This is a genomic window from Chromatium okenii (genome assembly GCF_016583745.1).
Classification (GTDB): domain Bacteria; phylum Pseudomonadota; class Gammaproteobacteria; order Chromatiales; family Chromatiaceae; genus Chromatium; species Chromatium okenii.
In genome coordinates, this window is the sequence record NZ_NRRQ01000089.1 from 1 (window position 1) to 1,492 (window position 1,492).

General features: G+C 59.6%; 2 protein-coding genes. Both read left to right on the forward strand.

Annotation, left to right across the window (positions count from 1 at the left end):
• The coding region (pufL, locus tag CKO12_RS14225; RefSeq protein ID WP_200155378.1) for a photosynthetic reaction center subunit L at nucleotides 1-755 on the forward strand (755 nt) is incomplete at its 5' end.
• 16 nt (nucleotides 756-771) lie between these two features.
• On the forward strand, nucleotides 772-1,492 hold a 721-nt coding region (gene pufM, locus CKO12_RS14230), incomplete at its 3' end, for a photosynthetic reaction center subunit M (RefSeq protein WP_200155379.1).

Consider the following 1,492-nt stretch of genomic DNA (forward strand, 5'->3'; position numbering starts at 1 on the left):
ACTTCTGGGTGGGGCCGTTCTACGTCGGATTCTTTGGTGTCACTACGTTCATCTTCTCTCTCGTCGGCGTCGCGATGATCGCCTACGGGACCGCCCTCGATCACGTATGGAACATCTGGCAGATCAACATTGCGCCGCCTGACCTGAAATATGGCCTTGGCCTCGCTCCCTTGAAAGAGGGTGGCATCTGGCAGATCGTCACTGTCTGCGCGCTTGGCGCCTTTGGCTCCTGGGCGCTGCGTGAAGTAGAAATCTGCCGGAAGCTCGGAATCGGCTATCACGTTCCGATCGCTTTCGGCTTCGCGATCCTCGCCTACACGACGCTTGTCGTGTTCCGGCCGGTTCTGATGGGCGCCTGGGGTTACGGATCCCCCTATGGGATTCTCAGTCACCTCGATTGGGTTTCCAACACGGGCTATCAGTACCTGCATTTCCACTATAACCCGGCGCACATGCTGGCGATCACCTTCTTCTTCACGACCTGTCTTGCGCTCGCGATGCACGGCGCTGTGATCGTGTCGGCCGCTAATCCGCGGCAGGGTGAGACCGTCCGTCCGACCGAATACGAAGACTGGTTCTTCCGTGACGTGGTCGGCTATTCGATCGGCACGCTCGGCATTCATCGTCTCGGCCTGTTCCTTGCGCTGTCCGCTGTGTTCTGGAGCGCGGTCTGCATCCTGATCAGCGGTCCGTTCTGGACCAAGGGTTGGCCTGAATGGTGGAATTGGTGGCTCAACCTGCCGATCTGGCGCTAACGTCTAGGAGGCGAGCGTGTCCATTTACGAGAATGTCTTCACTCAAGTCCAGGTCCACCCAAAGACGCCTGAAGAAGGTCTGGGCGGTCCAATCGTCGATCGCGAGCGTATAGGAAAGCCAATCATTTCCTATTGGCTCGGATTTATCGGCAACGCGCAGATCGGGCCGCTCTATCTCGGCACCCTCGGAGTGTTTTCTCTGCTCTTTGGGTTTGTCGCGTTTGAGATCATCGGCCTTAACATGCTCGCCTCGGTGCACTGGGATCCAATCCAGTTCGTGAGGCAGTTGCCTTGGCTGGCTCTCGAACCGCCGAAGCCCGAGTACGGCATCAAGCTGTTCCCGCCGTTGGCGGAAGGCGGCTGGTGGCTGATGGCCGGCTTCTGCATGACCATGTCAGTGCTGCTCTGGTGGGCGCGCGTGTATCGTCGCGCCGTCGCGCTCGGGCTCAGCACGCATATGGCCTGGGCCTTTGCCTCGGCGATCTGGCTGATGCTGTGCATGGGCTTCATTCAGCCGCTGCTGATGGGTCATTTCAGTGAGGGCGTGCCGTTCGGCATTTTCCCCCATCTGGACTGGACCGCGGCGTTCTCCCTCCGCTACGGCAACCTGTACTACAACCCGTTCCACATGCTCTCGATTGCGTTCTTGTATGGCTCGGCTCTGCTGTTCGCCATGCATGGCGCGACGATCCTGTCGGTCGGGCGGTACGGCGGCGAGCGCGAAGTCGAACAGATGG